This window comes from Streptomyces sp. B5E4 (assembly GCF_039871555.1).
Taxonomy (GTDB): domain Bacteria; phylum Actinomycetota; class Actinomycetes; order Streptomycetales; family Streptomycetaceae; genus Streptomyces.
The window spans coordinates 17832-43683 of sequence record NZ_JBDPMI010000017.1 but is presented as its reverse complement, the minus strand read 5'-3'; the positions used below and the strand labels follow the sequence as shown (position 1 = coordinate 43683).

The 25852-nt window shown below is 72.6% G+C and carries 21 protein-coding genes, 1 tRNA gene and 2 pseudogenes; 9 read left to right on the top strand and 15 right to left on the bottom strand.

What is annotated here, in order from left to right:
- Positions 1 to 179 precede the first annotated feature (179 nt).
- Positions 180 to 253: transfer RNA gene (locus ABGA99_RS21660), tRNA-Ile, on the top strand.
- 188 nt (positions 254 to 441) lie between these two features.
- On the opposite strand, the gene ABGA99_RS21655 is transcribed toward ABGA99_RS21660, so the two are convergent.
- The gene (locus ABGA99_RS21655; protein WP_347577852.1) at positions 442 to 1593 is read right to left on the bottom strand and encodes a hypothetical protein; all 1152 of its coding nucleotides are present in this window, start codon (positions 1591 to 1593) and stop codon (positions 442 to 444) included.
- Positions 1594 to 1675: 82 nt separating this feature from the next.
- Positions 1676 to 1996, bottom strand: a complete 321-nt coding sequence (locus ABGA99_RS21650; RefSeq protein WP_347577993.1) for a MarR family transcriptional regulator — start codon at positions 1994 to 1996, stop codon at positions 1676 to 1678.
- Here ABGA99_RS21650 and ABGA99_RS21645 point away from each other — a divergent pair.
- Positions 1951 to 2919: an alpha/beta hydrolase gene (locus tag ABGA99_RS21645; RefSeq protein ID WP_347577851.1), complete on the top strand. Its 969-nt coding sequence runs from the start codon at positions 1951 to 1953 to the stop codon at positions 2917 to 2919. The two genes, ABGA99_RS21650 and ABGA99_RS21645, sit on opposite strands and share 46 nt — an antisense overlap.
- Before the next feature lie 34 nt (positions 2920 to 2953).
- Here ABGA99_RS21645 and ABGA99_RS21640 read toward each other — a convergent pair whose 3' ends face one another.
- Positions 2954 to 3316 (bottom strand): MerR family transcriptional regulator, encoded by a 363-nt coding sequence (locus ABGA99_RS21640; protein WP_347577850.1) that lies wholly within the window; start codon positions 3314 to 3316, stop codon positions 2954 to 2956.
- 111 nt (positions 3317 to 3427) lie between these two features.
- On the opposite strand from ABGA99_RS21640, the gene ABGA99_RS21635 reads away from it, so the two are divergent.
- Positions 3428 to 4342: an NmrA/HSCARG family protein gene (locus ABGA99_RS21635; RefSeq protein WP_347577849.1), complete on the top strand. Its 915-nt coding sequence runs from the start codon at positions 3428 to 3430 to the stop codon at positions 4340 to 4342.
- Positions 4343 to 4413: 71 nt separating this feature from the next.
- Here ABGA99_RS21635 and ABGA99_RS21630 read toward each other — a convergent pair whose 3' ends face one another.
- The 7 genes from ABGA99_RS21630 to ABGA99_RS21600 form a co-directional block, all read right to left on the bottom strand.
- Positions 4414 to 5064, bottom strand: a complete 651-nt coding sequence (locus ABGA99_RS21630) for a Rid family hydrolase (protein ID WP_347577848.1) — start codon at positions 5062 to 5064, stop codon at positions 4414 to 4416.
- Positions 5061 to 6587, bottom strand: a complete 1527-nt coding sequence (locus tag ABGA99_RS21625) for an FAD-dependent oxidoreductase (RefSeq protein WP_347577992.1) — start codon at positions 6585 to 6587, stop codon at positions 5061 to 5063. The genes ABGA99_RS21630 and ABGA99_RS21625 overlap by 4 nt, the downstream gene beginning before the upstream one ends.
- A 757-nt stretch (positions 6588 to 7344) precedes the next feature.
- Positions 7345 to 8913 (bottom strand): AMP-binding protein, encoded by a 1569-nt coding sequence (locus ABGA99_RS21620; RefSeq protein WP_347577847.1) that lies wholly within the window; start codon positions 8911 to 8913, stop codon positions 7345 to 7347.
- Between the two features lie 325 nt (positions 8914 to 9238).
- A complete protein-coding gene (locus ABGA99_RS21615) occupies positions 9239 to 10411 on the bottom strand; it encodes a lactonase family protein (protein WP_347583238.1) in 1173 nt (390 codons plus the stop codon).
- Between the two features lie 158 nt (positions 10412 to 10569).
- Positions 10570 to 11187, bottom strand: a complete 618-nt coding sequence (locus tag ABGA99_RS21610; RefSeq protein ID WP_347577845.1) for an MBL fold metallo-hydrolase — start codon at positions 11185 to 11187, stop codon at positions 10570 to 10572.
- Positions 11184 to 12269 carry an S-(hydroxymethyl)mycothiol dehydrogenase gene (locus ABGA99_RS21605; protein ID WP_347577844.1) on the bottom strand — a complete coding sequence of 362 codons (1086 nt, stop codon included), beginning with the start codon at positions 12267 to 12269 and terminating at the stop codon, positions 11184 to 11186. The genes ABGA99_RS21610 and ABGA99_RS21605 overlap by 4 nt, the downstream gene beginning before the upstream one ends.
- A gap of 95 nt (positions 12270 to 12364) precedes the next feature.
- Positions 12365 to 12601 carry a hypothetical protein gene (locus tag ABGA99_RS21600; protein ID WP_347577843.1) on the bottom strand — a complete coding sequence of 79 codons (237 nt, stop codon included), beginning with the start codon at positions 12599 to 12601 and terminating at the stop codon, positions 12365 to 12367.
- 497 nt (positions 12602 to 13098) lie between these two features.
- Between ABGA99_RS21600 and ABGA99_RS21595 the strand changes: the two genes are divergently transcribed.
- Positions 13099 to 14004, top strand: a complete 906-nt coding sequence (locus ABGA99_RS21595; RefSeq protein WP_347577842.1) for an aromatic prenyltransferase — start codon at positions 13099 to 13101, stop codon at positions 14002 to 14004.
- Between the two features lie 120 nt (positions 14005 to 14124).
- Positions 14125 to 14742 (top strand): flavodoxin family protein, encoded by a 618-nt coding sequence (locus tag ABGA99_RS21590; protein WP_347577841.1) that lies wholly within the window; start codon positions 14125 to 14127, stop codon positions 14740 to 14742.
- Positions 14743 to 14948: 206 nt separating this feature from the next.
- On the opposite strand, the gene ABGA99_RS21585 is transcribed toward ABGA99_RS21590, so the two are convergent.
- Positions 14949 to 15161, bottom strand: coding sequence for a hypothetical protein (locus tag ABGA99_RS21585; RefSeq protein WP_347577840.1), 213 nt, complete (start codon positions 15159 to 15161; stop codon positions 14949 to 14951).
- 417 nt (positions 15162 to 15578) lie between these two features.
- Between ABGA99_RS21585 and ABGA99_RS21580 the strand changes: the two are divergent.
- Positions 15579 to 16112, top strand: a pseudogene (locus ABGA99_RS21580) (DUF1080 domain-containing protein); the annotation flags it as partial.
- Between the two features lie 182 nt (positions 16113 to 16294).
- A pseudogene (locus tag ABGA99_RS21575) lies at positions 16295 to 17614 on the top strand (PQQ-dependent sugar dehydrogenase); the annotation flags it as partial.
- A 96-nt stretch (positions 17615 to 17710) separates the two neighbouring features.
- Here the strand turns inward: ABGA99_RS21575 and ABGA99_RS21570 are convergent.
- A complete protein-coding gene (locus ABGA99_RS21570) occupies positions 17711 to 18598 on the bottom strand; it encodes a sigma-70 family RNA polymerase sigma factor (protein WP_347577991.1) in 888 nt (295 codons plus the stop codon).
- A 138-nt stretch (positions 18599 to 18736) separates the two neighbouring features.
- Here ABGA99_RS21570 and ABGA99_RS21565 point away from each other — a divergent pair, with 138 nt between their 5' ends.
- A complete protein-coding gene (locus ABGA99_RS21565; RefSeq protein ID WP_347577839.1) occupies positions 18737 to 19165 on the top strand; it encodes a carboxymuconolactone decarboxylase family protein in 429 nt (142 codons plus the stop codon).
- 90 nt (positions 19166 to 19255) lie between these two features.
- On the opposite strand, the gene ABGA99_RS21560 is transcribed toward ABGA99_RS21565, so the two are convergent.
- On the bottom strand, positions 19256 to 20668 hold the full coding sequence (locus tag ABGA99_RS21560) for a carotenoid oxygenase family protein (protein ID WP_347577838.1): 1413 nt from the start codon (positions 20666 to 20668) through the stop codon (positions 19256 to 19258).
- 111 nt (positions 20669 to 20779) lie between these two features.
- Here ABGA99_RS21560 and ABGA99_RS21555 point away from each other — a divergent pair, with 111 nt between their 5' ends.
- Entirely contained in the window at positions 20780 to 21376 is a 597-nt protein-coding gene (locus ABGA99_RS21555) for a PadR family transcriptional regulator (protein WP_347577837.1), read from the top strand.
- Between the two features lie 1560 nt (positions 21377 to 22936).
- Here ABGA99_RS21555 and ABGA99_RS21550 read toward each other — a convergent pair.
- A complete protein-coding gene (locus ABGA99_RS21550; RefSeq protein ID WP_347583237.1) occupies positions 22937 to 23968 on the bottom strand; it encodes a LacI family DNA-binding transcriptional regulator in 1032 nt (343 codons plus the stop codon).
- A gap of 49 nt (positions 23969 to 24017) precedes the next feature.
- Positions 24018 to 25850 carry a discoidin domain-containing protein gene (locus ABGA99_RS21545; protein WP_347577835.1) on the bottom strand — a complete coding sequence of 611 codons (1833 nt, stop codon included), beginning with the start codon at positions 25848 to 25850 and terminating at the stop codon, positions 24018 to 24020.
- Between the last annotated feature and the right edge of the window lie 2 nt (positions 25851 to 25852).

Below are 25852 nucleotides of genomic sequence, written 5' to 3'. Positions count from 1 at the left end.
TGTACGTCCCTGGCGGCCCACTGCCGCCCCCCCCGGAACCGGACGCGGTCCACCCGCGTCCTTCCGGGCATGCGTAGCGGCCCGGTCCGGCCCCGGGCGACGGGGTCTGCGGGCGACAGATCGTATGAGCGGCTATGCTGCGGCAGACGGCGCGCACATCTGTGCGTGACGCGCCGTACGGGGCGGTAGCTCAGCCGGTTAGAGCAACGGACTCATAATCCGTCGGCCGTGGGTTCGAGTCCCACCCGCCCCACCCAGAGACCTCCGAGAGGGATCGTTTCGACCAGGGATTTCCTGCCGACCGCCCCTCGGCGTCCGTCCCCCGGCAGCCATAGAGATCACGAGCCGGCCCGGCCGTCCCTCCATCGCCTCGGGCGACGGGCTACCGCGCATGTATGCGCCGCCGTAGTCCCCGGCCTCGCTCCGGCGAGGCTCTGCGCCTCAGGGGTGGCGCGGTGTGTACGGCGGGAACGCGACGGGGTCGGTGAGGTCCAGGTCCGCGTCCGGCCAGCGGTGGCGCAGCAGGGCCGCGGTGCGGCGGGCCCAGCCGGCGAGGTGGGGGAAGGCGCGATGGTGCCCGGCCGTACGGGCCGCGGCCTCCAGTGTCTCGATGAGTTGGGGGCGGCTGGGGTCCCCCTGGACGCGGGCGTCGAGTGCGCCGAACCGTTGCAGGCGGGCGATCGCCCAGAACAGGCAGGCCGCCGTCAGCCCGGTTCCGTACCGCCGGTCGTCCTCGGCTTCGGGCACGCCGCGGGCGAGGGCACGGCGGTGGAGGTCGGCGAGTCCGGTGGCGACCGGGTCGCCGACGGTCATCCACGCGGGACCCGGTACGTGGAGGCAGACCACGTCGAGGAGGGCGTGGGTGTAGGCGGCCGACTCGAAGTCGATGAGGCGGGCGTCGGCGGCGCCCGCCTCGTGGACGAGGACGTTGTTGGTCTCCGCGTCGCCGTTGCTGAGCGCGCCGAACGGGCCGGGGCCGCGCAACTCGGTGAGAACGGCGCCGAGTTCGGTCGCGACTCGCCCGGAGAGGGGCACACCGAGCGCCGCGGCTTGCCCGGGTGCCCGGTTCCGGAGCCGGGCGAAGTCGGCCGTGTCGGCCGCCGCCGGGTCCGCCGGCCCGAGGGACGCCCGTCGCAGGAGGTATCGGCCGGCGTGGCCGGCGGTCGCCGCGCCGAGTTCACCGCGAGCGCGGGCGAACGCGGCCAGGCGGTCGGCGTGGGCGGCGGCGCCGTCCCGGCGGAGAAGGAGGTCGAGCGCGGTGCGAGGGGCCAGGTCCTCCAACACGACGAGCCCGCCGGAAAGGTCGGCGGCGAGGACGCGCGGGGCGAGCGCCAGACCGAGGTCGTCGGAGGGATGACGGAGTGCGGCCACCTCGGTAGGCAGGCGCCAGGGCTCGGTGCGAGCCGAGCCCGGCCCGTCACGTACCCACTTGACGACGACGGTCGGCAGAGCGGCGATGCCCCGGAGCGTCACACGCGCGATCGCCCAGGGCTCCAGCCGCTCCCAGGCGACGACGCGGACGGGCGAGGAATGGAGATCCGTCAGGAGTACTTCGACGATGGCGCGTCGCGGAGTCGCGCCGGAGGCAGGCATCGAGGGAGTGTACGGGGCTCGCCGCGGACCGGACCGCACCCCGGCTCCTTCAGCGGACAACGCGACGAAGAAGCCCTGCATATCACCCTGTCGCGAGCATCTCCTCAAGGATGCACTGCAGTTCGGTGCGGTCCTGCGGGGTGATCCTCGCCAGCCTCCGGTCGTACTCCGCCGCCAGAGCCGCGAGTGCCCGGTCTCGCGCCTTTGTGCCCGCAGGGGTCAGGACCAGACGGTGACGCCGCAGGTCCGCGTCGTCGATCTGGCGCCGGATGAACCCCTGGGCGACGAGGTTGCGGACATAGACCCTCACGCTCGCCTTGGGCAGCAGCAGTTCCGCCGCGATCTCTGCCGGGTACGGTGACGCGGCCACCTCCGCCAGGACGAAGAACTCCTTCGTCTCCAGCCCGAGATCGGCCAGTTCCTCCGCACCTCACGATCCCGCGTGGACCGATCGAGCTCGCGGCCGACCTTCACCTGCCCGACAGCGCCGCACCGCCGCGCGCCGTGGTGCTCTCCACGCCCGGCAGCAGCGTGAAGGAGCAGATCGGTGCGAACTATGCGTCCCGCCTCGCCGCCCGCGGCATCGCGGCGCTCGTCTTCGATCCCGCCCACCAAGGGCAGAGCGGAGGCGAGCCCCGCGACCTCGAAGACCCCTATCGCCGCGGCGAGGACATCTCCTACGCCATCGACGCGCTCTCCACGACCCCCGGCATCGACCCTCAGCGCATCGGCGTCCTCGGCATCTGCGCCGGCGGCGGCTACGCCGTGCACACCGCCCGCACGGACCACCGCATCAAAGCGGTCGGCACGGTGGTCCCCGGCGACATGGGCACGTCGTTCCGCAGCTTCCAGCCCGACGGTCCGGCCGCCGCCGCACTCGACACCCTCGCCGACGCGCGCATCGAAGAGGCCCGCTCCGGCGAGACGGCCCGGGTGAACTGGCTGCCCGACACCCTGGAGGACGCCGCGGCATCCGGGCTGACCGACATCGACACCACTCAGGCCATCACCTACTACCGCACCCGGCGGGGCGGCAACGAGCACTCCACGAACCGCCGCCTCTCGCGCGGCGACTCCCTCCTGCTGGGCTACGACGCGTTCCATCTGGCCGACCGGCTCATGACCCAGCCCCTGCAGGTCATCCTCGCCGGACGCATCGGCAACACCGGCTCGTACGAGGCGGGGATGCAGCTTTGGCAGATGGCCCCCCATCCGGTCGACCTCATGGTGATCGAGGGCGCCGGCCACTACGAGATGTACGACGAGCCCGAATACGTCGACGCCGCCGTCGAACGGCTCACCGACTTCTACGTCAGCAACCTGTAGGCAGACTGCCGACTCGGGCCGCCGCGCCCCTGCTTCAGGAGGAATCTCCCGCTCGGTCATGAGGGCGTGCCTCGGTGATGCAGTCGTGCAGTCGTCTGCGCGCGTCCCGGAGCTCCGTCATCTGCCGGTCGAGGCGGTCGCGTTCGCCCGCGAGCAGCTCCAGAAGTTCCGGTGACACCTCACCGGAGTCAGCGAAGGGCAGCACCTCGCGAATCGTTCTGCTGGGCAACCCCATGGCGTAGAGCTGCTGGATCAGCCTGACCCGTTCGACGGCACCGCGCGGATACCGGCGCTGGCCACCCGGGTTCCGGGAGGAGTGGAGCAAGTCCTGCTGCTCGTAGTAGCGCAGCGCCCTGACGCTGACGCCCGCCTGCGCGGCGACTTCTCCGATCCGCATCCCGACCTCCTGACTCGACTCCACGTCCCGCTTGCACCTGACGTTGGCGTCAGGTTTTAGCGTAGCGGACACCGGTACGAACCAGCCCCTCCGAGTCCTGGAGCACATGGCATGACCCACCGCATGACCCGCAGCGGCACAACCGTCGTCGTCCTGGGCGCCACCGGGCAGCAGGGAGGATCGGTCGCCGCGGCGCTGCGGGCCGACGGCTGGGGGGTGCGCGCGGTCGTGAGGGATCCGTCCGGCGACCGGGCCCGGGCCCTCTCCGCCGCCGGCGTGGAAACCGTACGCGGTGACCTCCGCGATCCGGAGTCGCTCCGCGCCGCTTTCTCCGGCGCCCACGGCGTCTTCAGCGTCCAGCCGAACTCCGGCCAGGCCGGGGCCGACGTGACCGACGAGGACGAGGTCCGCTTCGGCGTGGCGGTGGCCGAGATCGCCGAGCGCTGCGGCGTCGCCCACCTCGTCTACAGTTCGGCGGTCACCGCGGGTTCGGCAACCGGCGTGGATCACCTCGACACCAAGAGCCGTATCGAAGCCCATGTCCGGAACCGGGACACCGCCGGCACCATCATTCGGCCGGCCACGTTCATGGAACTCCTGGTGACCCCCGGCATGGGCCTCGACCGGGGACACCTGTCCTTCCTGATGCGTCCGGACCAGGCCATGCAGTTCATCGCCGTACGCGACATCGGCCGCATCGCCGCCGCGGTCTTCGGCGCACCCGATCGCTACGCCGGTCGCACCATGGAGATCGCCGGTGACGCTCTCACCGGCAATGCCCTGGCCGAGGACCTGACCCGGGCCGCGGGCCGGACGATCAGCTACAGCCGCCTGCCGACGACACCGCCGGCCCAGGACGCGGTCCTGGGCAGACTGGCAGCACTTGTGGACGACGGCAGGCTGGCGGGAAACGCGAACCTCGACGCGCTGCGCGCGGAGTTCCCCTTCCTGCTGCGCTTCGACCGCTGGCTGGCAGGCCCTGGCGCGGGCCTCCTCGACAAGGCGCTGCGGCCTCCGAGCGGCTGACCGGGGCGGCCGACGACGGGGTGGAGCCGGCCGCAGCCGGTTCCACCCCGTCTCTCTCTGCCGTGCCGCCCTCACTTCCTGCGATAGGCCGCCGTCACCTCGACCTCGACCAGCCAGCCCGGCACTGCGAGAGAGGCCACTTCCATGGTCGCCCGGGCCGGGCGGGCCCTGTTGACGAGGATCGGCGGCTTCGGCGCCGAGGTGCCCATCGGCGCCGGGACCGTTTCGCCCGAGGCCAGGTCGACGTTGGCGTAGAACTGCCGGTACGCGCGGTTCCAGCCGGCGTAGTCGGCGAGTTCGGCGCGCGGCGGCTTCATCAGATAGCACTTCATCGTGATGACATCGGCCGGAGCCAGTCCGGCCACGGCGAGGTTGTCGGAGATCTTGTGCAGCACCAGCAGCGCCTGCGCCTCGGTCACCGTGACGCCCTCGGCGCCCTCGGTCATCGACGGGTCCGTCCAGTTCTCCGGCGTACCCGCGGGAGCGGCCGGGTTGAGCGCGTCGGGGCCGAGGCCACTGCTGGCGTAGAGAGCGACGGACTCACCGGTCGCCACCCCGGTGGCGATGGCCGGGTTGCTCTGCCCGGTCGGCAGCATGACCTTGACCTGGCGCGGCCCCGGCAGCCAGCCACGTGCGGCCGCGAAGGCGGTGGCGGAGGTGAGCAGTGCGCCCCCGGCGCCGGCGGCGGTCAGCATCACGGCGCGTCGCTTCGGTGCGTTCATCCCAGCATCACCCTCTCGTGCAGTTCGGTGACGACCTTGCGGGCCGAGGTGATGGCTCCGTGCTGCCAGGCGATCGCGTGGCTGAGCCAGTCGCCGGCGAAGTACACGTGGCCCGCGGGCTCGAGCAGCCGCCGGTACTCGGGGCCGGTCTGCGACTCCCAGCCGACCCATCCGCCCTCGATGAAGGGGGTGCGGTGCCAGGCGACGCTGAAGGAGGCGGCGAGTTCGGTGCGGTACTTGTCGCCGTGGATGCGCACACCCTGACTCAATGCCCGCGCCTCCCGCTCGGCGTGCGTGAGCCGGCCGTAGGCGAGGGCGTCCGCCCCGAAGTTGTAGTAGCCGATGAGCGTGCCCCGTCGGCCGTGGTAGCCGTACGAGGGGTACCAGATGGTGGCCAGGTCGGTGTCGGTCGGGGTGATGCCGCCGTAGAGGTGTTCGTCTGTCTCCCACCAGCGGCGGCGATACTCCAGGCCGATCTTGCCCACGGGGAGGGGAGAGGGAGTTCTGAGCGCGGCGGTGACCTCGGCGCCCAGGTTGTGGTCGAGCCGGGCGGCGATCATCGGCGGGATTGCGGAGACGACGAAGTCGGCGCGCTCGGTGTGGTTGCGGCCGCGGACGTCCCGCCAGGTGACCTCCGCGCCGTCGGGGCGGTCGGTGACGGCGGTGGCCTCGGCCCCGTAGACGATCCGCTGGCGGCCGATGGCCTGCGCCAGCGCGTACGGTATCCGGTCCATGCCGCCCTTGGGCTGGAACATCAGCATGGCCTGGTCGTAGCCGAACTCGAAGGTGAAGCGGTGGCCGATACGGCTGGCGAAGACGTCCGAGAGAGAGGGGACGGGGTCGAGAACGGTGCCCGCCTCCAGGCCGGCGCCGGGCTCGACGGAGTAGCCGCGGCGTTCGCTGCCGGAGTACGCCCAGCCGTCCGCGCGCCCTCCTATGCCGCCGAACTCCTCCAGGAACGCCAGCAGCCGCTCCTTGTCGTCGGCGGTCAGCTCCTTGTCCAGGGCGCCCTGGTCGGTGGCGGTGGCCAGCAACTCGGAGACGTAGCCGTAGACGTCGGCCTTGGCGGTGCGCCAGCGCACCGGCTTGCCGGCGAGCGAGCCCGCGGTCTTCTCGTGGTAGATGTAGGCGTTCGCGTTCTGGTTGGTGAAGACCTCGAGCTCCACGCCCAGTTCTCGGCAGTACTCCAGCGTGACGTGGGACTGCGGCAGCCGGGCCGGGCCGGCGTTCATGTACTGGTCCTTCGAGAACGTCGCGTGCTGGGTTCGGCCGTCGAGGTCGGTCTGGGTGGTGCCGCCGCGCACCGTCCAGTTGCGGCCGCCCGGCCGGTTCGCGGCCTCCAGGATCCGCACGTCGTAGCCCGCCTTGCCCAGCTCGTACGCGGTGACCAGCCCCGCGATGCCGGCGCCGAGCACGATGACCGAGCCCGCGGCCCGGCCGGAGAGGGTGAAGTCGCCGCGCCGCGGCGGGCGGAACTCGGTCGCGGCCGCCTCGACGACGGGGGCCAGGCCGAGCGCGCTCATCGTGGAGTACAGCACTCCGGCGCCGCCGGCGGCACCGACGGAGCGCAGGAAGTCCCGGCGGGTTGCTGAACCTGCCAAAGTCTCCTCCTTGCCCGCGGCCGCCCCGAGATACGGCGGCCACGTGTTCGTGGATCGGTCCGGCCCTGGGGGGTGGGGAACCGGCGTGCGAGAGGAGCCTCTCCCCGGCGTGTTTCCCGCATATGCCGACCGCATCAACGGCCGGTTGAAGACTTGACTGCCCCGTGCGGTGGCTCGGTGGGCGGCGTTCGCCGGGGCTGACGAGGCGTTACCGCAGGTCCCGAGGGGGGCCGCGGTGAGGATCACGGTCTTCGACTCCCGCGCGGCGAATCCTGCGGTGCTTCGGTGACCGTCGAACCGGAACGGACGGCACTCCGTGTACTCGCGGTTCTGCGGTTCAGGGCAGGAACGTTTCGTCTGACGCGCGTGCCATGCCGGGTGCCGGCTGGATTCCGTCCGCCGCCGAACGACGGCTGACGGAACTCGTCGACGACGCGGCCGACGCGGGCCCGGCCCGGCCGACGGCGCTCTACGGCCAACTGACGGGCCTCCGCTCACCGCTCTTCCAGCCACGGGGCCGACCGGGGGGCGGAGGGGCGAACCGCGGGCCGCGCTTCTGCCGTCTCTACCGCTCCCCGGCCCCATGCTGAGCGGCTTCTCCGGGGTCAGCCTCCTCTCCCCGGACGCACGAAAGACCGGCCGGATCGTGGCGGAAGAAGCCTTCGGGCGGCCCCCGGGGTCAGAGGCGGTCGTGGAGGAGGCGGGACAGCTCCACGCGGCGGGTCTTGAGGGTCGCGGTGCGGGGGAGTTCGGCGAGCGGAAGGTGGACGGGCGCGCCGAGCTGGGGGTAGTCGGCGGTCGCCGCCCGCCAGCGGGCGGGGGCCAGGGGCTTGTCGTCGCGGGTGCACAGGACGGGGACCGGTTCCGCGTCGGGGCCCTGGACGACGACGAGTTCGACGAGTTCGTCGAGACGGTCCAGGACGGCGTCCTCGATCTCCAGGCTGGAGCCGACGCCGGGGATGGTGTCGATCTCGCGGTCGAGCATGTGCAGGCAGCCGGCGCGGGTGCGGTAGCCGACGTCCCCGGTGCGCCACCAGCCGTCGTGGACGTTCTCGTCGTAGCGCTCCTGTTCGCCGTGGTACGTCTTGGCGATGCCGTCCCAGCGGACCTCGATGAACCCCGGGTTCGCGGGGGAGACCTTCCGGTCGTCGCGGGGGACGACGCGGACCCGGGCGCTGCCCGGCAGCGGGAAGCCGACGCAGCGGCCGTCCATGCGGTGCGTGTCGCGGCGGAAGTAGGGGCGGCCCACGGCGGGGCCGACCTCGGACTGGCCGTAGATCTGGAAGAACTGCGGGGCGCGGCGGCGGGAGGCGTCGAGGAGGCGGCGGACGGTGCGCGGGTGGATGGCGTCGAAGGTGGAGGAGAAGTACTTCACGGACGCCAGCGGCTCGCGCGGGTCGGCGGCCAGACCCTCCCAGGCGAGGAACGAGTTGGGCAGCGCCTCGATGAGGCCGGGCCGGTTCTTCAGGAAGAACGTCGCGACGTCCGCCGGCTCGTGGTTGTTGAGCAGGAGCGTCGGCATGCCCTTCATGAGCACCAGCGACATCGCCGCGAACAGCCGCGAGTGCACGAACGGCACGCTGACCGCGACCGTCTCGCGGCGGCGCAGCAGCGCGAGCATGACGAGCTGCGGGCGCAGCCGGGCGCGCATGGTGCGCGGGGTGTGGACGACCAGCTTCGGTACGCCCGTGGTGCCCGAGGTGTGCGTGATCATCGCCGGTGCGTCCAGCCCCTGGTACACCGGCGGTACGGGCGGGGAGCCGGCGAGCCGGGCCAGCGACGCCACGCCGCGGCCGGCGCCGGCCACGCCGATCACGGAGGTGGCCAGTTCGTCGAGGGGCAGGCCGGCCAGCTCGGCGAGCTTCGGTCCGTCGGTGAGCAGGTGGGGGCGGTGCGGGCCGTGCAGGCGCCTGAGGAGGGCGGCGACCGTGGGCGCGGGCAGGGCGGGGGAGAGCATGACGGGGACCGCGCCGAGCCGGGCGGCGGCGGTGGCGAGCAGCCAGGCGTCGAAGTTGGCCCGCTTGTAGACGACGACGTGCTCCCCGGCCCGTACGCCCGCCGCCGCCAGCCGGTTCGCCAGATCCGCGGCGAAGACCGCCACCTCGGCCACCGTCAGCCTGCGGCCGGCCTCGGGCAGGGCGTCGAGGTCGTGGTCGAGGGTGAGCAGCGTGCCGCCGTGCTTTGCCGCGGCCCGCTCCGGCACCGTACCCAGATACAGGCCGCGCTTGTGGTTCGGAATCTGGCTCATGAGGCCCTCCACCCAGACCGGCGTCACGTTCGGTTACGGCGGGGCGGCGGGGGCCGCCCGGGGTCGCGCGCCGACAGTGTGGGGCGGCGGACTTGGCCGCCAACAGGGGGCAACTTGGCGTCTACTTGTGGATTCGTCACAGGAAAGGCGACATACAAGACACGCCCGACCTCTCGGGCGCCTTGGTCGGGGTGTGAGGACGTGTTTGATTCCTGGTTCGAATCGTGGCGTCCGGCGCGTACGGGCTTCGGAGGCGGCGCCGGAGCCCGCGCGGCCCGTCACGAGGTGACCCAGCGTGACGGGCCCACGGGCCGGCCGGCCGCGTTCAGGTGGGCAGGACGCAGCCGGTGGACGCCGTCACGAACGGCTCGCCCGAGGGCGTGAGCGCGCCGGTTCCGGCGTCCACCGTGAACACGCCGATGGTGCGGCCCCGTTCGTTGGCCGAGTAGAGCAGCGCGCCGTCCGGCGACAGCGTGATGTGCCGCGGCCAGTTGCCGCCGCAGGGCACGGTGTCCACGAGGCTCAGCGCCTCGCCGTCGTCCTCCACGGCGAGGCGCGCGACGCTGTCGTGGCCCCGGTTGGAGAGGTAGACGAAGCGGCCGTCCGCCGACATCGTGATCTCCGCGGGGTAGTTGCCACCGGGGTCCACGTCGTCGGGGAGGGTCGGCAGGCTCGCGAGCCGGGTCAGCCCGCCGGTCGCCGCGTCGTGGGCGTACGCGGTGACGGTGCTGTCCAGCTCGTTGGCCACGTAGGCGTGCGTCCCCCGGGGATGGAAGACCATGTGCCGCGGGCCGGCGCCCGGCACGGACTTCACCTCCGAGACCGGCGACAGCGCGCCGCTGCCGGGGTCGAGGGCGTACGTGTGGACGGAGTCGGTGCCCAGGTCCACGGCGTAGACGAAGCCGCCGGCCGGGTCGGTGACGATCTGGTGCGCGTGCGGGCCCTCCTGGCGGTCGGGGTCGGGTCCCGAGCCGGAGTGCTGGACGAAGCCGGTGCGCTCGCCGACGCTGCCGTCCGCCTCGATGACGTGCGCGGCGACGCTGCCGCTGCTGTAGTTGGCGCTGAGCAGATGCCCGCCGCCGGGGTGCACCGACAGGTGCGTGACCCCGGCGCCGCCGGTGGACTGCACGCCCCCGAGGGCGCTGAGTGCGCCGTCCGCGCCGATGGCGTACGCCCGTACACCGCCCTCGGCGCCGCCGCCGACGGTGGAGTAGAGGACGTCGCCGGCGGGGGAGAGGGCGAGGAAGTCGGGGTTGGTGACGTCGCCGAAGCCGCCGTCGGCCGCGGCGAGGGCGCCGGTGGCGGTGTCGTAGGTGCAGGCGAGGATGCCCTGGCCGTAGGTGCCGAGGTAGAGGGGGCGCCGGGCGAGGGGGCGGGCGGGCCGCGGCGGGCCGGCGTGGGCGGTGCCGATGCCTGCGGTGCCGATGCCGGCGGCGCCGGCTGCGCCTAAGCCGGCGGCGCCGAGGAGGACGGCGCGGCGTGTGGGGCGGGACGGCATGGGAGACCTCCAGTGGGGGATGGAGTGACGTGGGGTGGCATGTCCCGGCCATGAGCATGCCGGGACCCCCGGAGCGGGTCAACGGCGCCCGGGGCCGTGCGCCGTGGTCGACGGCGCACCGGGGGACGCCCGTTCCGTACCCCCGGATCCCCAGGCCGTCACCACCCCTCGGCGCCCGCCGACTCCGCCGCGATCGTGGTCGACTCGCCGTGCCCGGTCCGTACGACCGTCTCCGGCGGCAGCGTCAGCAGCCGCGCGCGGATCGACGCCTCGATCGTCGGGCGGTCGGAGTACGAGCGGCCGGTGGCGCCCGGGCCGCCGTGGAAGAGGGTGTCGCCGGTGAAGACGGTGCCCAGGTCCGGGGCGTACAGGCAGACGGCGCCCGGCGCGTGGCCCGGCGTGTGCAGGACCGTCAGCTCCGTGCCCGCGACCGGCAGCGTCTGGCCGTCGGCGAGGGCGGCGTCCGGGGCGCGGTCGGGGTGGGTCATGTCCCACAGCACCCGGTCGTCGGGGTGGAGCAGGACGGGCGCGCCGGTCTTGGCGGCCAGCGCCGGGGCGGCGTCGATGTGGTCGTCGTGCGCGTGGGTGCAGACGATGGCGGTCACGCGGCGGTCGCCGACGGCGGCGGCGATGGCGTCGGAGTCGTGGGCGGCGTCGACGACCAGGGCCTCGGTGTCGTCGCCGACGATCCACACGTTGTTGTCGACGTCCCAGGTGCCGCCGTCGAGGGAGAACGTGCCGGAGGTGACCAGGTGGTCGATGCGGGCGCGGCTCACAGGATCACCACCGAGCGCAGCACGTCGCCGGCCTGCATCCGGGCGAAGGCGGCCTCCACGCCGTCGAGTTCGATGGTCTCGGAGACGAAGGCGTCGAGGTCGAGGCGGCCCTGCCGGTAGAGGTCGATGAGCATGGGGAAGTCGCGGGACGGCAGGCAGTCGCCGTACCAGGAGGACTTCAGCGCCCCGCCGCGGCCGAAGACGTCGAGCAGCGGCAGCTCCAGCGTCATCTCGGGCGTGGGCACGCCGACGAGGACGACGGTGCCGGCGAGGTCACGGGCGTAGAACGCCTGCTTGTACGTCTCCGGGCGGCCGACCGCCTCGATGACGACGTCGGCGCCGTTGCCGCCGGTGAGGTCCCGTACCGCCTCGACGGGATCGGTCGCGCGGGCGTCGACGGTGTGGGTGGCGCCGAGGCCGGTGGCGGTGGTCAGCTTCCGCTCGTCCACGTCGATCGCGATGATCTTCCCGGCGCCCGCCAGCCGCGCCCCCATGACGGCGGCCCCGCCGACGCCGCCGCAGCCGATGACGGCGACGGAGTCGCCGCGGCCGACGTTGCCGGTGTTCAGCGCGGCGCCCAGACCGGCCATCACCCCGCAGCCGAGCAGCCCGGCCGCGGCGGGGGACGCCTCGGGGTCGACCTTCGTGCACTGGCCGGCGGCGACGAGGGTCTTCTCCGCGAACGCGCCGATGCCCAGCGCGGGCGACAACTCGGTGCCGTCCTGGAGGGTCATCTTCTGCGTGGCGTTGTGGGTGTCGAAGCAGTACCAGGGCCGCCCGCGCTCACACGCCCGGCACCGGCCGCACACGGCACGCCAGTTCAGGATCACGAAGTCACCGGGCGCCACCTCGGTGACGCCGTCGCCGACGGCCTCCACGACACCGGCGGCCTCGTGGCCGAGGAGGAACGGGAAGTCGTCGTTGATGCCGCCCTCGCGGTAGTGCAGGTCGGTGTGGCACACCCCGCACGCCTGCACCGCCACCACCGCCTCCCCGGGCCCGGGGTCGGGCACGACGACGGTGGCGATCTCCACCGGCTCGTTCTTCGCACGCGCGACGACGGCTCGTACTTCCTGGGGCATGGGGCGCTCCATTCCTGGCGGGGGCTCATACAGTACGTCGGCCACTTCCCCCGAGGGGTGAGGCGGGCGGGAGCGGGGCGGGCGGAAGCCGCCGCCTACCGCACGAGCCCGACGAACTCCCCCTGATCCCCGGCCAGCAGCCGGCCCGCCCCCGCCAGGGGGACGAAGAAACACCGGAAGACCATGCCCTGATCCTCATCCCGGCTGACGACCGTGTGCATCCAGTCGTCCCGGGTCTCGGCGGTCTCCGCCCGGAAGTACACGGTGACCTGCGGCTGCCCGGTGTGCGGATGCGGACTCTGCTGCACGGCCAGCGCCGCCCCCGACGTCACCCCCCCCTCGCCCCGGTCTCCTCCGCTATCTCCCGCAGCGCGGCGTCGGCGAGCAACTCCCCGGCCTCCACACCCCGGCCGGCACCTGAGTCCCCGCCTCCGGATGGTCCCGGTGATCGAAGACGAGCAACTCCGGCCCGCCGGCCCGGCCGCGGATCACGTAGGCGGCAGTCCTGACACGCGCGGATGGCATCGGGGGAACCTCCGGCCGGAGCCGTGCGCGCGCCGGTCCTCGCCGCGCCCCGGATGCCGCGGCGTGAAATCGCCCCCCGGCGCGGTGGAAGAGAGCAAGCACCGGATGGTCCCTCCGCACGCGGGCTAGGCTTCGGGCGCGCCAAGTCAACGTCAACTCGTCCGATAGCGCGGGCCAAGCGCCTCGACTGAGAATTCCACGTGCGGACCAGCACTTACTCGTTACGTACAGTGGCCACATTCGAACTTTAGGTGACCTTGGCGTGCGCGGCACGCGGCCCTGGATCTGGAAGCTAAGGGGATACATGCCCGAAACAGCTGAAATCGAGGAACTCTACTCGGTCATCGAGGAGTCGGCCGGGCAGCTGGACGTGCCCTGCGACCGGGGCAAGGTCATGCCCATCCTCACCGCGTACGAGAGCGTGGTCCCCGTCTCCGCGGTCGCCTTCCGGGTCGAGACCAGCGCACGCCGCGGGAACGACCTCAGCTGCCGCCTCACGATGATCCCGCCCGGGGTCGACACCGTCGACATCGCCACGTCGAACGGCCTCATGCCGCGGACCGACCACCCGATCGGCACGCTCAGCTCCGACATCTCCGAGCGCTGTCCCATCGACAACTACGGTGTGGACTTCGGCGTGGTCGGCGGCTTCACCAAGACGTTCCAGTTCTTCCCGCCGGACGACCTCCAGGACATCCGGAAGCTGGTCGACATCCCGACCGCGCCCCGCGCCCTCGGTGAGAACATCGACTTCTTCGTCCGCCACGGCGTGGACGACCAGGTCGCTCTCACCGGCATGGACTACCAGCACAAGACCTTCAACGTCTACCTCAAGACCGCCGACGGCTACCTCGTGCCCGAGAACATCCGGGCGGTCCTCAGCGACCTCGGTCTGCCCGAGCCCAGTGAGGACCTGCTGCGCCTCGGCGGGCAGGCCGGCGGGTTCTACGTGACCTTCCGGTGGGACACGTCGGAGATCCAGCGCATCTCCTTCAGCGCGATGACCCCGGACCCGAAGTCCGTCACCAACAAGCTCGCGCCGAAGATCGATCAGCTCGCGAAGATCGCCCCTTCCGCCGACGCCGGCGCCGCCCGCATGTTCATCTGCTACGTCGCCTCCTCGCCCGACGGCGAGTACTACAAGCTCCTGTCCTTCTACCGGTCGCAGCCGGAAGTCGTGAAGCTCTGGGGCGAGTACGAAGACAACTGACGCTCGGGGCACGGCGAACGGGGAGTGCCGGCCGGTGCCGAACGCGGCCTCGCCGATCCGCCCGCCGTGCGCCCGGCTCATCGGAACCGCCGCCGAACGCGCAGACGGAAGGAAACCGCAGTGACGAATCCGGTGAACATCAGCGTCATCTACTACTCCGCGACCGGCACGGTCACCGAGATGGCCCGCACCCTCGCGGAGGAGGCGGAGAAGGCAGGCGCCGAGGTGCGGCTGCGCCGGGTCCGCGAGTTCGCCGAACTCGCCCCGGGCAACAACAAGCCCGGCTGGCAGGCCAACGTGGACGCCACCCAGGACATCGCCGAGGCCACGCCCGACGACGTGCTGTGGGCGGACGGCGTGCTGTTCGGCAGCCCCACCCGCTGGGGCAACATCTCCGCCCAGCTCAAGTACTTCATCGACACCCTCGCCGGGCCCGGGCTGCGCGGCGAGCTGCAGGACAAGGCGTTCAGCGGCTTCACCGCCAGCGCCTCGGCGCACGGCGGGCAGGAGACCACGCTCGTCTCGCTGTACAACACCGTCCACCACATCGGCGGGATCGTCGTCGCTCCCGGCTACACGGACCCGGCCAAGCACAAGGACGGCAACCCGTACGGCACGAGCCATGTCGCCTCGCCGGGCCACCCCGTCGACGACATCACGCGCGGCGCGGCCGCGGTGCAGGCCAAGCGCCTGATCTCGGTGGCCAGGGCGCTGCGCGACGGCCTGGCGGCCGACTGACCGCAAACGGCCCCCAGCCTGCGCGGAGGACCGCGTCCGAAGCACGGCGTCCGGCGCCGGTCGTCCGGCGCCGGTCGTCCGCCGCGCGTCGTGCGCCGCACGGCGTATGACGAACGAGGCAGGAAGCACGAGCGGTAAGTGGCGTGGAGCCCCGGCGCGGGGCCCACGCCACTTTCGGTCCGCCGGCCGCCGGGTGCGGGCCGCTCTCAGGTTCCGGCGTTCCCCTTGTCCGCCGACGCGTACCCGGGCTCCCTCTGCTCGTGGTGCCTCGCCTTCACGTGCTCCGGCATCACCCCGGGCATCGTGCTGACGACCTCCTCGTCCGCGGCGTCGAGGACCCGGGGGATCAGGCGCGGCGGCTTCGCGCCCGTCCCGCCGGAGTGCGCCAGGCCGTAGTTCTCCCACTGCTCCAGCGTCAACGTCGCGTCGATCTGCGGCAGTTCCCTTGGTTCTCCGCGTGCGTGAGGTGGCCGGCGAGCCGGCCGGCCATGCCCTCGGACGCTCCCGCGGCGGTCTGACCACTGGGGTCCCCTCTCGCCGCCGACGGCCGCTGCCGCCCGCGGGCGCGGAGCGGTGGCCCCGGCGCCCCCTCGACTTCCGGTACGTACCGGGGCGTTGACCCCGGGCGGCATGGGGCTTACGTTGACAGAGCACAGTCAGGAAAGCGCTTTCTTCGCGATCTCAGGAGTACCACTGTGCCCACCCCCCACCGCCGCATCCCCCGCCGGGCCGCCCTCGTCGCAGCCGCCGCCGGCTGCCTCCTCGCCGCCGCCCCCGCCCCCGCACACGCCGCCCCCGCCACCTCCACTCCGCCCACCGCCGCCGAGCGCCTCGTCCTCTTCGACGGCACCGGCACCGAAGGCTGGAGCCAGGCCGGGCCCGGCGGGTTCACGCTCGACGACGGTGCGCTCACCTCGTACGGCGGGCTCGGGCTCCTCTGGTACTCCGGCCGGGAGTTCGGCACCGGCTACCACCTGACCCTCGACTGGCGCATGGCCGGCGACGACAACTCCGGTGTCCACCTCGGCTTCCCGGCCGGCGACGACCCCGCCATCCGCAACGGCGGCTTCGAGGTCCAGATCGACGCCACCGACTCCCCCGACCGCACCACCGGCTCGGTGTACGGGTTCCAGTCGCCCGACATCGCCGCCCGCGACGCCGCGCTGAGGCCGCCCGGCCAGTGGAACACCTACGACCTGCGCGTCGACGGCGACCGGCTCACCGTGGAGCTCAACGGCGTGCGGATCAACGACTACACCGACACCGTCCCCGAACGCCGGCTCGGGCCCGGCCACATCGGGCTGCAGAACCACGGCACCGGGGACGAGGTCTCGTTCCGGAACATCGTGATCGAGGTCTATGGCAAGTGACGAGCAGGCGGGGACCGTCGTCCCGCCGTACCGCCTCCACCGTTGGGAGCCTCATGAGCCGTCCGATCAAACCCCTGTCCCTCGTCGCCGCGCTCACCGTCCTGCCCGCCTTACTGGTGGCGACGCCCTCCGCCGTGGCCGCACCCGAGCCCACCGGCGCGTCCGCCGCGAACGCGGCCGGGTTCACCCGCACCGCGCTGGTCGACTCCGACCTCGCCGACCCGTTCGAGCTGGCCGTCACGCCCGACGGCCGGGTGCTGTGGGCGCAGCGCACCGGTGAGCTGAAGATCGTCGACCAGGAGACGCGGGAGGTCACCACCGCGTACGACTTCGACTATCCGCTGGAGTTCACCACCCAGTCCGACGGGCTGATCGGGCTCGCGCTCGACCCCGCGTTCGCCCAGAACCACCGGCTGTACGTGATGCACTCCGACAAGGCCGAGAAGAAGGTCAACATCTCCCGGTTCACCCTCAAGGGCGACCGGCTCGACCCCACCTCGCAGAAGGTGCTGCTGTCCCTCCCCACCTGGCGCGGCGAGGGCCGCGCCAACGTGCACATGGGCGGCTCCCTGGCCTTCGACAGCAAGGGCAACCTGTACGCCGCCACCGGCGACAACACCGACCCCTTCGAGTCGGACGGCTTCAGCCCGATCGACGAGCGCGCCGGCCGGCACGGCTGGGACGCCCAGGCCACCGCCGCCAACACCAACGACCTGCGGGGCAAGGTGCTGCGCATCAAGCCCACCAAGGGCGGGACCTACACCGTCCCCAAGGGCAACCTCTTCCGCAAGGGTGAGAAGAAGACCCGTCCGGAGATCTACGCGATGGGCTTCCGCAACCCGTTCCGCATCTCCGTGGACCCCGCGACCGACGCGCTGATGGTCGGCGACTACGGTCCCGACGCCCGCACGGCGAACGCGAACCGCGGCCCGGCGGGCATCGTCGAGTACAACCTGATCTCCAGGGCCGGCAACATGGGCTGGCCGTACTGCGTCGGCGACAACATCCCGTTCAACGACTACGACTTCGCCGCCGGCACCTCCGGCGGGAAGTTCGACTGCGCCGCGCCGGTGAACAATTCGCCGAACAACACGGGCAAGACGCAGTTGCCGCCCGCCACCGCCGCGCAGGTCTGGTATTCGTACGCGGCCTCCGCCGAATTCCCGCAGCTCGGTTCCGGCGGCGGCGGCCCGATGGGCGGCCCGGCGTACGACTTCGACCCGGACCTCGACAGCGCGACGAAGTTCCCCGAGTCGTACGACGGCAAGTGGTTCAACTACGAGCTGACCCGCAAGTGGTTCAAGACGTTCTCGTACGCGGACGGCGAGCTGCAGTCGATCGACCCGGTATTCGAGGGCATGAGCTGGATCCAGCCCTTCGACGCCACCTTCGGCCCCGACGGCTCGCTCTACGTCATCGACTTCGGCGCCGGCAGCGGCGTCGGCCGCGGCAGCACCAACACGGACGCTGGGATCTACCGCATCGACTACGTCGCTGACGGAGCCGAATAGGCGCGACCGAACGGGTGTCGTCGCCCACAGTGGTCGACAGGGCGCCGCCGGGCGGTTCTCCCCGCCCGGCGGCGCCCCCGGCCCCGGCTACTCCAGCACCGCGATGTCCAGCTCCTCCAGCCGCCCCGGCTCGCCCACCAGGTCGATCGCTGTGATCCTGCCGTCCTCCAGGGTGAAGCCGAACGCCACGATCGTGCGCGCCTTCGCCCACCACACGGCGCCCACGGCCCCGTCGACCAGCGCGAGTCGCGCCTCCTGCGCACCGCCGGAGAAGATCTTCGCCACCATCTGCGCCCCGTGCGTCGCCTGCGGTGCGCCTATGCCCTCCGCGGTGGCGTCGGCCCGCATCGCGACGTCCGGCGCGAGCAGCTCCAGCAGCCGGTCGAACTCGCCCTTGCGGGCGGCGGTGAGGAAGGCGCTCACGACCTTGTGCTGACGCCGCAGGTCGGGCAGCGGCGACGCGCCCTGGACGCGGCGGCGGGCCCGGCTGGCGAGCTGCCGGGTGGCGGCCGGGCTGCGCTCGATGACCGCGGCGATGTCGGGGAACGGAACGGCGAACATGTCGTGCAGCACGAAGGCCAGCCGCTCGTCCGGCTCCAGCGTGTCCAGCACGACCAGCAGGGCCTCGCCCACCGAGTCGGCCAGCATCGCCGCCTCCTCCGGGTCGGCGGCCTCGTGGGCCGGGGCGGCGGGCGGGGCCTCTGAGTGCTGGTCGAGCAGTTCCTCGAACAGTTCCGCGCGGCGGGTACGGGCCCGCAGGACGTCCAGGCAGACGCGGCCGACGACGGTGGTGAGCCAGGCGTCGAGGTTCTCGACGGACTCCACGTCGGCGCGCTGCAGCCTGATCCACGCCTCCTGCACCGCGTCCTCGGCCTCCTCGGCGGAACCGAGCATGCGGTGGGCGACGGCCTGGAGCCGCGGGCGCTTCTCCTCGAACCTGCCGGCCAGCAGTTCGCTCTCGTACATGCCTACCATCATCCCCTTTGCCTCTGCGGCGGGCCGCTGTCACACCCGCCGGCCGGCAGACGTCGTAGCAGTGTGCATGCCGGAACCGGCGTCACGCAATTTCCATCAGGAGTGATAATCGTGCAAGCGCGAATTCAGAATCCCGCCATGATTCTCGATGCCATGCGGCCCGTCGGGGACATTTACAAGGCGGCCCTTTCCGGCGGGGTACCGAAAACCACGCTCGACCTGGTGCACCTGCGCGCCAGCCAGATCAACGGGTGCAGCTCGTGTGTCGCCTCCGGGGCCCGTGACTCCCGAAAGAGCGGCGAGACCGAGGAGCGGCTCGCATCCGTCGCCGCCTGGCGGGACGCGCCGTATTTCACCGACGAGGAACGCGCCGCGCTGGCGCTGACGGAGGCCACGACGCGGATGGCCGACCGCAGCGACCCGGTGCCCGACGCGGTCTGGGACGAGGCCGCCAGGCACTACGACGAGAAGGGCCTCGCGGCCCTCGTGCTGACGATCGCCGTGACCAACCTGTTCAACCGGCTCAACGCGACCACCAGGCAGGCACCGCAGGACTGGAGCTCCTGACCGGAGGCGCCCCGGGTGCCGGCCCGGTCCGCGGGGCGGCGGACCGGGCCGGCCGCCGTCCACGTCCGGGGACGGCGGGCCCCCTTCCTGCTAGGCCGCCGGCAGGACGGCGGGCGGCTGAGCGCCGATCTCGTCGTCAAAGACCCAGTTGCCGTGGAAGCCGAAGGGGACGCGCCGCGGCAGGTGTACGCGCGCGAGGGGCGCGGCCGCGACGTCGGCGGCGTCGAGCACGACGAGTTCGCTGCGGTCGGTGTTGCCGTCGTAGACGACCGACAGGATCCACCCGTCGTCCTCCGCCGCGGCCCCCGGCCGGGCCACGAACACCGGCTCCTGCGTCACCCGCCCGGCGCCGAAGTGGTGGGCCGCGGACGCACCGGTGACGGTGTCGAACTTGACCAGCGGTCCGGGCTCGAAGCTGCCGCCCCGGTCGCGGTCGACGTCGTCGGACAGCCGCAGGCTCTCCGGACCGACGCCGCCGAACCAGCCGAAGCGGTGGGCGCGCCCGGTCAGTTCCCGGTTGATCCGGGGCCATTCGATGCTGTGGTCGGACATGATCTGCTCGGAGACGGCGCCCCGGTGCGGCGGGACGGTCCAGCGGGCCAGGGCCGGCAGCCCGTCGGCGGGGCCGCGGAACCTGTCGCGGAACACCGTGTCGTAGCGGACGACGTCCATGACGATCGAGCCGTCGGGTGCGTCGTAGGCGTTGAGGACGTGGAAGACGTAGCAGCGCGGCGCGTCGAACCACCTGATCCGTGCCGCCGTACCGCCGCGCGGCAGGACGCCCACCCGGGAGGGGTGCTCGTCGTTCCAGCGCATCGGTAGCGCGTCGCCGCTCTGCGGCGTGCCCGCCGCGAGGCGGCCGGCGGCCTCGGCCGAGAGGGTCACCGGGAGGTCCAGCACGACGACGCGGGTGGCGGTCAGGGCCATGTCGTGGACCATCGGCACGCCCGGTACGGGCAGATCGGCGCTGTGCGTCGTGGTGCCGGTGGCGTCGACGACGACGTAGCGCAGGTGGTCGGAACCGGGATCCAGCAGATAGGTGACGGCGTGCATCTCACCGGTGACCGGGTCGATCTTCGGGTGGGCGGTGAAGCCGGCGCGCAGCGCGCCGTCGGAGTCCCAGGTCCGCATCCGGTTCAGGTCCGGGGCGATCGACACGGGCGCACCGCCGCCTTCGACGAGGGCGAGGAGCCGGCCGCCCTGGGCGAGGACGTTGGTGTTGGGCGAGTCCCCGGGGCTGTCGCCGCGGACGAACCGGTTGCGGTACCACTCGGCGCGCCCCTCGCGCAGCCGCACGCCGTGCACCATGCCGCGGCCGATGAACCAGTGGTGTCCCACGCCGCTTTCGTACGCCGCGGGGTTGGGGCCGATCCGCAGGAAGCGGCCGTTCAGCTCGGGCGGCAGGGTCCCGGTGACCGGGAGGCCGGCGACGCTCAACTCGTCGGCGACGGGGGCGAAGTTACCCTCCAGATAGGGATTGTCGGGGCGGGTGGCGGTTGCCATCACGGACTCCGATCGTCACATTGAAACGTGCAGCTTGTACTGTTTCGATGCTCCGGTTTCGGAGCCGGGTGTGCAACGCCGAGGTTCAGACCGTCCAGACCGGGAGATGTCATGCCGTCGCTCTCCGCCAGCGCCTACGTCGTACTCGGCCTCCTCGACCAGGCGGGCCCCGCCACCCCGTACGCGCTCGATCGCGAGATCCAGCAGAGCGTCGGGCACTTCTGGGACTTCCCGCGCTCGCAGATCTACGCGGAGGCCGCCCGGCTCGTACGCCGCGGGCTGGTGACCGAGGAGCGGGAGGAGAGCGGGCGCAGGCGGCGGACGCTGGTGCTGACGCAGGCCGGGCGGGACACGCTGGCCGCGTGGCTCACGGGCCCGGCCGAGGAGGCGACGGACATCCGCGACGAGGGCCTTCTGCGGCTGTACTTCCAGCGGGGCGGAGGGCCCGACGGGTCCGGCGCGGCCGCGGTGCGGCGGCTGGCAAAGGCGCAACTGGCGGCGCACCGGCGCAAGCTGGCGGCGTACGAGGCGATCCTGGCGGCGATACCCGAACCCTCCGTCTCCGACTGGGCCGGCGCACGGTTCGAGGCTCCGCAGGCCGCGGCCCTGGCATTCGGGCTGCGGTTCGAGGAGTTGGCGGTGGAGTTCTGGGCGGAGATCGCCAAGGAGGGCGCGGGGGTGGTGGATCCGCGTCTGCGGGAGCGCTGAGGCGGTACGCGAACGCGCCGCCCGGGCGCTTCGGCCCGGGCGGCCGTCGGGTGGACGCAACGCGGGTTCGAGGCAGCCCGGTTGGGGACGGGCGCCGCGTCGGCGGAGGGTGCCGGGGTCGGTGTGGTGCGCGGGCGTGGGGCGGTGACGGCCTGACGCTGGAGGCTGTTCGTGGGGCGGCACGGTCGCGGAGTTGGTGACGGCGGTCGGCCGTGGGGGCGGGCGGTTCTGAGGCTGAGTCCCCGGGCGCTTCGTGAGGCCGGACGCGCCGGGGCTGGGCCGCCGCGGGGCTGGGCCCCGGGGGTTCGTGGGGGTGGACGGCATGGGGGCTGAGGCCCCCGGGTGTTCGCGAGGCCGGGCCGCGCCGGGGCTGGGCCCAGGGTGTTCGCGGAGTGGGCGGCGTCGGGGCTGAGGTCCGGGGGTGTTCGTGGGGTGGGCCCGGTACGGGGCCAAGGGAGTGGAGCATTGCAGGGGGGCGGCCCAGGGCCATCCGCAGGTGAAGGCGTCGTACGGGGTCGGCGCGAGGTCCGTGCGCGGGCTGGCCCCGCTTCGGGCGAGCGGTGCCGGGGGCCCGTTGGGGCCGCCGGCACCGTGCGTACGTATGGCGGGACACAGTTCCGCCTCCGGGACCCGGTGCGACCTGGATCGCCGGGGAGTGCCGCGAGTTGAGCCCGGTTTCTCCGCCCCTGCGCCGCGGGCTGCGGTGAACCGATCCGGACGGCGGCTGGGCGCGTGGCGTTGCGTAAAAGTCGGCCTCGCTGGGTGATTTGCCCTGTTTCCCCGGAGCTGTTACCACGAGTTCGTCGCGGTTGTCTTCGCTCGGCGCGGTCCCGATGGCGGTTCGCGTGCCTGAGGCGGGTGCGTGCGCGGCGATGGGCGAAAGTTCGATCCCGTGGGCGTTTTGAGGCGGTTTTGAAGGCGGGTTACCGCGAGTATGTCGCGGTGGCGTGCGCTCTGCCGCCCTGCGGTTTCCGGATCCCGGGGCTGCGGATCGACGTGGAGGAAACTCGGCCGGCCCCTGTGGTCGCTTGGGGCGGTGGCGTCATTCCCGGAGGGCAGGCGGGTGGGTGCACGTGGGTGGGCGAAAGTCCGGCCTCGGGGGCCGAATCGGGTCGGATGGGGGGTGTTACCGCGAGTTACGGCCTGATTTCTCCGCTGGGGTGTGGTGCTCGCCCAGTTGCGCGCGTCGTGCGGTGGTCGTCCGTCCTCCGGGCACGGTTCGGGTGGAGACCGAGGGCCGTCCCGCTGGGTTGTCCCGGAGATCGCCGGTGAATTCGGAGCCCGGTTGTTGTGGGAGGCGGTTGGCCTTCGAGGGGGCCCGATGCTCCAAAACCCACGTCGGCCGGCTCACATGCGAGACCGCCCACCCCGACGCCGCCTCCCTGGAGCCCGGGGAGTTCGCCAACCGGGCCCCCCGCACCGGCTGCCGCTCCCCGTTGCCCAGCACCTGCCGCCCGCCGGGCCAGCCGACTCCGTTCGCCCCCCGGCTCGGGGTCCTCTGCCAACCGGGCACCCGCCCCCCCCGGACTCAGTCCCCGGCACCCCCAAGCTCAAGCCCCGCTACGCCGACTCCCGTATCACCAGCTCCGGTTCGAAGATCACCGACCGCGGCCTCGCCCCCGGTGACTCCAGTGCCGTCAGCAGCAGGCTGACCATCTCGCCCGCCATCTCCTCCACCGGCTGCCGCACCGTCGTCAGCTCCGGGTGCGTCGACGTCGCCGCGCTGCTGTCGTCGAAGCCGATCACCGCCACGTCCTCCGGGACCCTTCTGCCCTGTTCCCGCAGGACCTGCGCTGCCGCTCGCGCCATCAGGTCGTTCGCCGCGAAGACGCCGTCCAGGTCGGGGTGTTCGCGCAGCAGGCGGGTCATGGACTGCTCGCCGCTGGCGGCCGTGAAGTTGCCCTCCGCGCAGGGGACGTACGCGTGTCCGTGGCGGGCCATCGCCTGGTTGAAGCCGTCGAGTCGCTCCTGGCCCGCCAGTACGTCCAGGGGGCCGCATATCGTCACCGGTCGGCGGCAGCCGCGGGACAGCAGGTGTTCGGCGGCCAGGCGGGCGCCGTCGCGGTGGGCCAGGTCGACGTAGCCGGCGGGGACGGGACGGGCCGGGCGGGCGAACAGGACCGTCGGGACGCCTGCGGCGGTGAGCATGCCCGGCAGGGGGTCCTCGCCGTGGGTGGAGACCAGCAGCGCGCCGTCCGCGATGCCCTGGCGCAGGTGGGCGACGACCTGTTCGCGGGCGTCCGCCGTTTCCGCGAGCATCAGCATCGGGTGCATGCCGCGCGGGCGCAGCGCGCCCATCACGCCGTCGACGACGCGGCCGAAGAAGGGGTCGGAGAAGACGTGGCGCCGGTACGCGGACTCGTCGCCGCCCTCGCCGGCGCCGGAGATCACCAGGCCCACCGCGCCGGTGCGCCGGGTGACGAGGGAGCGGGCCGCGCTGTTGGGCGCGTAGCCCGTGGTGCGGACGGCGGCGCGGACGGTCTCCTGGATCGCGGGGTCGACGTTCCGGGTGCCGTTGATCACGCGCGAGACCGTGGCCCGGGACACTCCGGCGACCCGGGCCACGTCCTCAAGCGTCGGCGGTCGGCCCATACGCGCCTTTATAGCACGCGCCGGAAACCGCTCTCCAACGGTTGATCGATCAGCGGTACACGCCGAACTCGTAGAGCGAGTACCCGTATCCGGTGCCCCGCGCGGTGCCGTTCATCCGCACGTAGCGGCCGGTTCCGGAGACCTCCAGGTCGTCGATCCCGCCGTTGCCCGCGGCGGTCTCGTACACCGTCTGCCAGTTCTGCCCGTCGTCCGAGACCTGGATCGTGTACGACCTGGCGAAGGCGGCCTCCCACGCGAGCTGGACGTGCGTGAACGTCGTCCGCTCCCCGAGGTCGACGCGCAGCCACTGCGGGTCTGCCCACGAGCTGGCCCAGCGGGTGGCGTAGCTGCCGTCCGTGGCGTCGCCGGCCTCGCAGGGGCAGCCGCCGTAGGCGTCGGTCTGCTCGGTCGAGGCCGTGGACGGCCTGCCCTGGGCGACGTTGGTGCCGTCGACCGGCGGCGGGACGACCTTCACCGACAGCGTCTCGATGCCGACGTTGCCCCTGCCGTCCGCCGTGCGCAGGTACACCTTCCACACGCCGAGCCGGTCCGGCGCCGTCACCGCGAACGTCCCGTCGCCCGTCCGCCGGAACTGCGCCGGCCGCAGCGCCTTGTCCTGGTCTATGTAGTTGCTGTTGACGAACACCCCGTACGTCAGCGTGTCCCCGTCCGGATCGGCGATGTTCGCGGAGAGCGTGAACTCCCGGCCCGCCGGCACCGCGCCCGGGTCGGCGACGCGCAGTCCGGAGATCACCGGCGGGGTGTTGTCGCCGCTCGTGTCGCGCCCGTACGCCTCCTTGACCGCGTAGTACGACAGCCGCCGCTGCTTGTCCGGGGTGAGGTTGAACCACACGCCGCCGAAGTCGTTCTCGACGCCGTAGTGGAACAGGGTGGCGCCGAGCGCGACGCCGCGGTGGCCCGTGACGCAGTCCCACGCGCGGCCGTAGCCCTCGGCCTTGGCGACGTCGGACGGCTCCGTGGGCACGCCGTTGGCGTCGTCCTCGACCTCCCACTCGCCGGGCGGGCCGCCCTCGGTGACGATGTACGGCTTGTCGTAGCCGCCGGCCTCCCAGGCGGCGCGCACGTCGCAGACGGCGGCGTAGGAGTTGACCGCGTACAGGTCGAGGTCGGGGGCGTTGCGCTTGTAGTAGGGCCAGGCGCCGACCCAGGCGTCCGTGGAGGTCACGGGGTGGTTCGGGTCGACCTGGTGGATGCGCTTGGCGACCTCGTTCACGAAGCCGGTGTACGCGTCACGCTGGCGCTCCAGCTCGGCGCCCTGATAGCAGTTCTGCAGGCCGAGGACCGACTCGTTGCCGACGTTCCACATCAGCACCCCGGGGTGGTCGCGGTACGTCTCGACCCAGCGGGGGAACTCGGCGAGCATGTCGTTCTTGTACGCGGTGTCCGTGACGTAATCGACGCAGCCGCCGCTGCCCGGGCCGCCGCCGGGCTGGAGCCAGAAGCCGGCGATGACCTTGACGCCGTTGGCGGCGGCGGCGTCGAGGAGCGGGCGGGTGGTGGCGTCGGTGCCCCAGGTGCGTACCGTGTTGGCGCCCAGGGACGCGACGTCGGGCATGGAGGCGGCGGCCTCGGCCACGGGCGGGCCCCAGGTCAGGCCCTTGACGGTGTACGGCTGGCCGTCGACGGTGAGCTGCCACGCGCCCTGCGAGCCGGTGACCTTGACGACGCTCGCGGCTGCGGCGTCGGGGTCGGGAGCGGCGGCAGGGGCGGAGGCGGGCGCGGGCTCCGGGGCCGGCTGTGCCGCGGCCGGGAGCGCGGTCGTCGGGCCGGCCAGCAGGGCGCCGGCGGCGAGGACGGCGGGCAGGCCCCCGGCGCGCCGGGGTCTCGCCGCGCCGGGGGGTGCGGGGGGTCGGGGGTGCATGG